The following is a 7,172-nucleotide window of genomic DNA, read 5'->3' on the forward strand; positions in this document are numbered from 1 at the left end:
TACCGGGTTGATTTGTACCGGGTTGATTTGTACCGGGTTGATTTGTACCGGGTTGATTTGTACCGGGTTGATTTGTACCGGGTTGATTTGTAGTGACGATCGCACTATTGCCTTGAGTGTAAGAATTGATGAAAGATTGACCCTGAGTAATCGTACCTAAAGCATTGCTGGCGATCGCCCCTGCAGTACCGTTAGTCGTCGCATCTCCCACCGCAAAAGGTATCGGCGGATTGACATCGCCGCCGCCGTGGCGGATCGTAACTGTACCGGGTTGAGTGTCGCCAAGAGTCGAGATGCTAACAGGAGTCCCGTTTTGGTCAAAAGTACCCGTCACTCGAACTAAACCCGGAGTTGCGATCTCAACATTACCGCCCGCAGCATCGATCGATGCAGCACGGATATCATTTTGAGCGTTAAGATTTACTGTAGAAGTGCGATCGACCCTAACAACAGGATTAACATTTATTCGCCCAATTCTGATTTCGTTTCCGGCTAAAATCCTCACAATTCCCGAAGCATCGATATTGCCGGTGCTGACAGTTCCCCTGCTGCTAGTGACATCAACTTCAACTCCCCGTAAATCCCCTGAATTCACATCCAGCGGCGCTATTAAATTGACATTTCCGGTTGTGGCGTCTGTATTGCCAATATTAATACTTCCCGTATTGCTAGTTACATTAACTCCAACTCCCCGCAACTCTCCTGAAGTTACATCCAGCGGCGCTGTTAAATTGACAGTATTTTCTGTTGCTGTAGCGCGTCCAATATCAATAATTCCCGAAGTGCTATTTACATTAACTTTTGTTCCCAGCAAATCCCCTGAATTTACATTGCCCGAACCTATTATATTAATATTCCCAAGTGATGTAGTATTGCCGATCGCAATTTTTCCCCCATCGCTATTGACCTCAACTGCTCCTCCTAGCAAATTCACTGCATTTAAGTCGCTGGATGCTCTCAAAGCAATAGTGCCAGTGCCAGCATCGATCGATAGAACTCTAATATTAGTTTGGGCATCCAAATTTACTGTAGGAATGCGATTGCTTCCGTCTGTGCTGGTGGTAGGATTGACATTAATTGTCCCTGCTGTAATTTGCTGTCCTGCTAAAAGTCTGACATCTCCATTCGTAGCGATCGCCCCCGTATTAACACTCCCATTGCTGCTAGCATTGACAGTCGCAGCGGTGAGATTGCCTACCGTTAAGTCCCTCAAAGCTGTCAAATTGATATTCTCAGTTGCTGTGATATTGACTGGTGTAGTATTAGGCACAATGGTATTGGCATCAGTCAAAACTCCCAATTCACCGGAGTTACTGGTAATATCAACATTAGACCCCTGCAAAGTCCCAAAATTCACATTGCCAAAAGCTCTGAGTGCGATCGCCCCAGAAGTCCCAGTATCGATCGACCCTGTTACTATATTGCCTCGAACAGTATTCAGACTAATACTGCCGTTGATATCAGCACGAGAAATGTCACTTGTCAATATAATATTGTCATTAGCTTGAATATTAATTGTCGAACTAGACGTTAATCTGCCCCCAACTACCACTCCTGCTTCCCTGCTTTCGAGATTAATTTGACCGCCATTAATATCTCTAGTTGCGATAATTCCCGGCGCTGACAAAATCACCGGCCCGCCAGCCGAAATATTTTCAACAGAAATCAAATTATTCGATAAAATAGACGCAGGAGTAAATATTGCATCGTCACCTAAAGGATTAGGTTGTTCATTATCACCCGGAGTATCCGTAGGAGAATTAGGAACATTAGGAGAATTTGCCAAATTTTGCACTCCAGCCCGCAGAATTAAGGCCGGACTACTGGTTAAAATAGCAATATCGGGATCGCCACTCAGATTTTCCCTACCCAATGCAATATCGGGGCCGGTAATTGTAATCTCCTCGGCAACAATGCTCCCCCTCGCCTCGACTTTCAGCGAAACTCCGGTATAATCTCCAAAGAAAACATCTCCTTCCGAACTGATAATCGGGTCAAATAAACTGACAAAGTTTCCCGGCATTCCCGACAAATTGCGAATCGAAAAATTGCCACCCGAAACAAAGTGGGCATCCCCCGAAATAACACCGTTGCTAACCAAACTCAAATTGCCGCCGCTTTGGAATTGCGGGGGAAGAGATAAGCCGCCGATCGCATTTTGAGTGAGAATGTCGATCGTGCGAGATCCCTGAATGTATAAATTCCCCCCAGCCTTCGCCAAAAAAGGATTCTGGGCGCTGTCCCTGACCCGCACCGCATCCCCACCCAGCAAACTCAAATCCCCCGTAGTTTGCAGCCTAGCGCCCGCTAACGAGAGATTTTCCGCAGCCCATAAATTCGCACTTCCCGCACTCAACTGCGGCAGCCCAGACACATTAGCAGCAATCGCCACATCCCCAGAATTCACCTGCAAACCAGAACCCACAAGCCGCACAGAACCGTCATCAGCAACCGCAACACCCGCCGCCTGATTTTGCCCAGTACCTGTCAGCAACTGCGGCAAAGAAACAGGATTCAAAGTCTGTGGAGAATTACCAAAATTTCTGCCCGTTGCTATTTCCAAACTCAACAAATGTCCCGGTTGACTAATGCGGAGAACATTATCTCCCCCAACAGCAGCAACAGTAATTTGCCCGCCCGCAGCCGACAACTGCCCGGTACTAACAACCGTACCGCCAAGCAAAGCCAAATTTTGCCCAGGATTCACGGCTAAATTGCCAGCATTAACAATACTTCCTGGTACACCCGGACTAAAATAAAAAGCATTTGGCGTACCAACCAAGGCGCTAAAATTATTTATACCCGCAGCATTAAACCAATTTGAACCAAAACCGACACCAGTAGCAGTAGTTGCAGTAAAAGCCGCCGGCACATTCAAACTCGCGTTCGGGCCAAACACAATCCCCGCAGGATTAATTAGAAAAAGATTAGAGTTGCCGCCCGTGACAGTAATTAAACCGTTAATGAGCGAAGCGTCCCCGCCAGCAATTCGAGCTAATATATTTTGAATAGCCGAATTAGTCAGAAAATTAGCAATTTGACCTTGATTCAACCCAAACTGCCCAAAACTGTGAAAAAGATTCGCGCCGTCTCCCGACAAACTGCCGCCGTTGATATCATAGCGGTTGCCGCTGCGGGTGACAACAGTACCCGTACCGTCAGCAGCAGGCACTATGGGCTGTGCTTGCGCGAAAGTATTAAAAATTAACAAAGAAAAGGGACAAATAAATAGCGCAACCTTTTTAATCTTTAAGTTGGCATTTTTCATAGTAGCAAGTAAAACTATCTCAATTGCCTTAATTATCGCACTTGCAAACAACTTACCTCTAAATTACACATTAATTCGCTCATGACAACTCCCAAAATCAAAAGCCTCTACACAGACGGCGCTTGTTCCGGCAACCCAGGCCCTGGCGGCTGGGGTGCAGTAGTTTGTTTCGCCGACGGCAAGTGTCACGAACTCGGAGGTGCAGACCCCCAAACCACTAACAACCGCATGGAAATGCAGGCGGCAGTCGCTGCGCTGGAATTTTTTGCCAATTCCGGTCAAACCGAACCTGTCACCGTTTACACCGACAGTGAATACGTTAAAAACGGCATCACTAAATGGATTCAAGGCTGGAAAAATAAAGGCTGGAAAACCTCAACGGGCAAAGATGTTGTCAACCAAGACCTCTGGCATCTGCTAGACAAGCTGAATTCCAGACAAATCAAGTGGGAACACGTCCGCGGCCACTCCGGCGACTTCTACAACGACAGATGCGATGAAATCGCCCGCAGCTTCTCGCACAATCTCACTCCCGAACTGCAACAGCAGAAACCAACGGGAGACGAGGCCGGGGCGGGCACGGGGGCACCGCCCCTACGCTTTGACAACACAATTGTTTCGGAAGAAACGGACGTAACTGGTAACAAAACGATAGAATCCTATGTCATAACTTCTGACCTTCCGATCTCCAACTCTACCATGATGGATTCAACTGCCGATACCCTGGAGAACTTGCCCCGCGAGGTGAGGGTTCAGGACCTCCGCAATCTGATCGAAACGTTGCACATCGCCGACGAGGTTGCGACGAAAGGCTACTTGATTACCAGTTCTGAACTGGCTGATTTGATGGATGTAAATGCCAGCGCTGTCACCAGTCGTGGAGACAACTGGGTTTGGCGAAATTGGGTAGTGTCGCGGGTGCGGCGCGAGGGCAACCAAATTCTCTGGCAATTAGAGAGAATTGACCACGTTAGTACAACTGATTAGTCAGTTGGCAGTTGGCAGTTGGCATTTGGCATTTGGTCAACTGTTAACTGTTAACTGTTAACTGTTAACTGTTAACTGTTAATTAACTAACGGTGCAACCAGGGTAAACGCATCTAAATTAATTTGACAAACACCTAAATTTGTGCATTACTAAATAACTAAAAAAAACTTTTAAAAATCATTAACTTTAACCACATTTAAGCAAATTAAATCATAACCTTAAGATTTTTTAAACTTCTTAAAGCCGGAGAATTTTCCTTCTTAGATAGGTGTTAGATTTCGAGCATTAACTGGCAGAGTTTAAAATTTGCACTAAATAATTATTGTCCATTGCCGCTCGATACCGTTTCATTTTTAGACTTTGTTTGGAAGTTTTTTCTTGTTTTAGTAAATTTATAGCCAAGCGACGTAGAAGTGCAAAATTTTCGGGAGAGTTCTGTTTCCGAATCCGGCTTTCATCTTCACAAAAGGTCACATCAAGCGTCCAATGTAAGCTATTTTCAATGCCCCAATGACTGCGGATAGCCCCAGCAATTATCTCAGCATTACTGCTTAAACTACTCAAATAAAAACGAGCTTCAGTCGTGGTTTTATTCCACAGCCGTCGTTCACTAACTATCATGACAACTGTTTTTAATCCCGTCCATAATTCTTGATTGTGCAGAGGTGGTAACTCGGATACATCAACAGTCCAAACTTGTCTTTTTTCCACTCGATGATGTCCAGCTTCTACTTGCTCATGCCGGACTGTAGTCTCTGCCTAAATAATCTGATTTTTGAGCTACTTCAAACCACTCTTTCACAGCTTGATAGAGGAGTTTTTGATTGCCTTTTAAAGCGAAAACATAATCTCCTTTTTTCTTGATAATCAGAGATGTTATTTCTTTTTGACAGCCCATAGCATCTATGGTTATTACGCTTCCGGCAATCTCTAACATTTCTATTAATGCCGGAATTGCTGTCAGTTCATTTGATTTTTTATCGACTTTTTTTTGACCTAAAACCAATTGATGAGATGAAGACCAGGCTGTAACTATATGTAGCGCTTTTTGCTGGTCATTTCGGTCATAAGATTGTTTCATCGTTTTGCCATCAATGGCAATCACGTTTAGTTCTAATTCCCCGACTATGGCATTTACCCAACTCAAAAAGCATTCTTGAAACTGTTGTGGTTCAATTCGGGCAAATACCCGACTAAATGTGTCATGAGATGGTATGCCATTCGGTAATTCTAGAAAGCTTTTTAACCATTCATATTTGGCATTACCATAGGCTTCTATTGCCACCCATCCGTCGGCACCGCTAATGATAGCTAGAATCGCAATCGCTATAATATCTTTGAGTAAGTGTTCTTTACTTCTTTCTATTCTGGGGTCTTTCAAATTGGCAAAATGTTCTAAAAAACTGGCATTTAAAATATTCATTGAAGGCAATGAATCTGTTTGTTTTTGTTGGGAAGTTACAGCTTTACTAAAACCTCTTGCCATTGATAGCACCCATAAACTACAACAAACTACATTGAAATTTAGTCGGATTTAACTGTAGCATATTTTGGGTTCCAGTTAAGATGCGTTTACCCTGACGGTGCAACCGGAGTTCATATAACAGGACGACCATCATCTAAAAGAGCATTAAGTTCTCCGGCAACTTGCCAAGGGTTTCGACCTTTGAACAAAGCAGCAAACACGGCTTCATAGGGATTTCTACCAGTTTTTTTTACTGCTGCGATCGCCTGTTTGTTAGATAATCCCCGCCCGCTAACCAACCAAGCAGCCAAAACCTGTCCTGTACGTCCGATCCCCCCAGAACAGTGAACTACGACCCGTTCGCCTTTGCTATTTGCAGATGCCAAAAATGGTAATATGCGATCGAGCAAAATATCCCTATCTACCAATTCAAAATCGGCAATCGGAGCCCAGCAAACTCGATCGCACCCAAAGATGTTCCGATACGTTCCCAGTAAGTCCCTGTAGCGGATGAGTTGGGAATCGGGAAGCAAACAGCAAACTTGCTTGATATTGTGCCCCTGCATAAATTCAATCCACTCAGCAATTTCTGCATCGCGATATCCAGGTCTCGCTGCACCAAATACAATTAATTCAGTCTCCGAAGCCGCCGCAAATTTGTGCATAATGTTTTCAATAATTTTACCTATAATTAAGAAATACCAACAAATCCTGAATCAACAGTGAAAAACAAGAGTTCGATCGCCCTAATGAACTGGCTGCAACCCAAACCAGAAACCGTTTTGCTATGCGACTCAATAGCAGCAGCTTCTGACATGGCATTCATGCTCAACGGTGAGTGGGATGGGTGCAATAGTTTGGTGCTCCCTAAATGCGACAAGGTAGCAATTGAAGCAGCCGCTAGTTTGGTGGAGACATCGTGGTGCTACCAAAATACTTGCGAACCAGTTTTAATTCGGCTGGGAGTTGACGAATTGCTGCGCCGTTATGGGATTGGAGACAGGTTTTTTATTAATGCTAACTTGCGATGCGCGCAATTGAGCGAACTTTGCTTGGAAAACATTGATTTGAGTTATGCTAAATTAAATTTGGCTAACCTCAGCGGCACTAATTTAAGCAAAGCAAACTTAATGGCAGCACAGATGTCAGCAGCAAATTTGAGTGGCAGCAATTTGAGTAAATCGCAACTGGTGAGGGCGAACTTATCGGGAGCAAATTTATCGGATGCTAATCTCAGAGGTGCAGATTTGAGTTATGCAGATTTAAGCAATGTTTGCTTAACAGGTGCTGATTTAAGATGTGCAAATTTAGGGATAACAGACTTAAGAAAAACAAGCTTAGATGGGGCGATTTTTGAGTAATACCAAATCCCGCTTAAGAGAACGCCACAGAATGATTGATCCTATAATAGTCAAAATATAATTTCAGTGTGCAGCCTATCTTATGTCTCT

At 44.3% G+C, this 7,172-nt stretch carries 4 protein-coding genes and 1 pseudogene; 2 read left to right on the plus strand and 3 right to left on the minus strand.

Annotated features, from left to right (window positions below):
- Window positions 1–3,268, minus strand: a 3,268-nt coding sequence (locus QUB20_RS27300; protein ID WP_333251105.1) for a two-partner secretion domain-containing protein, incomplete at its 3' end; no start/stop codon positions are given.
- Window positions 3,269–3,349: 81 nt separating this feature from the next.
- Here QUB20_RS27300 and rnhA point away from each other — a divergent pair.
- Window positions 3,350–4,255 (plus strand): ribonuclease HI, encoded by a 906-nt coding sequence (gene rnhA, locus QUB20_RS27305; RefSeq protein ID WP_333057851.1) that lies wholly within the window; start codon window positions 3,350–3,352, stop codon window positions 4,253–4,255.
- Between the two features lie 286 nt (window positions 4,256–4,541).
- Here rnhA and QUB20_RS27310 read toward each other — a convergent pair.
- Window positions 4,542–5,742: pseudogene (locus QUB20_RS27310) on the minus strand (ISAs1 family transposase).
- A 110-nt stretch (window positions 5,743–5,852) separates the two neighbouring features.
- On the minus strand, window positions 5,853–6,386 hold the full coding sequence (locus tag QUB20_RS27315) for a dual specificity protein phosphatase family protein (RefSeq protein WP_333251103.1): 534 nt from the start codon (window positions 6,384–6,386) through the stop codon (window positions 5,853–5,855).
- Between the two features lie 57 nt (window positions 6,387–6,443).
- Here QUB20_RS27315 and QUB20_RS27320 point away from each other — a divergent pair, with 57 nt between their 5' ends.
- Complete coding sequence (locus QUB20_RS27320; RefSeq protein WP_333251100.1) at window positions 6,444–7,082, plus strand: pentapeptide repeat-containing protein; 639 nt, start codon at window positions 6,444–6,446, stop codon at window positions 7,080–7,082.
- Window positions 7,083–7,172 lie beyond the last annotated feature (90 nt).

Origin of the sequence: Microcoleus sp. B4-C2 (assembly GCF_036705265.1) — a bacterium.
Lineage (GTDB): Bacteria > Cyanobacteriota > Cyanobacteriia > Cyanobacteriales > Microcoleaceae > Microcoleus.

Excerpts from the sequence above, each read along its gene's own strand:
- rnhA (WP_333057851.1), top strand. The coding sequence starts at position 3,350 with ATGACAACTCCCAAAATCAAAAGCCTCTACACAGACGGCGCTTGTTCC.
- QUB20_RS27315 (WP_333251103.1), bottom strand. The coding sequence starts at position 6,386 with ATGCACAAATTTGCGGCGGCTTCGGAGACTGAATTAATTGTATTTGGT.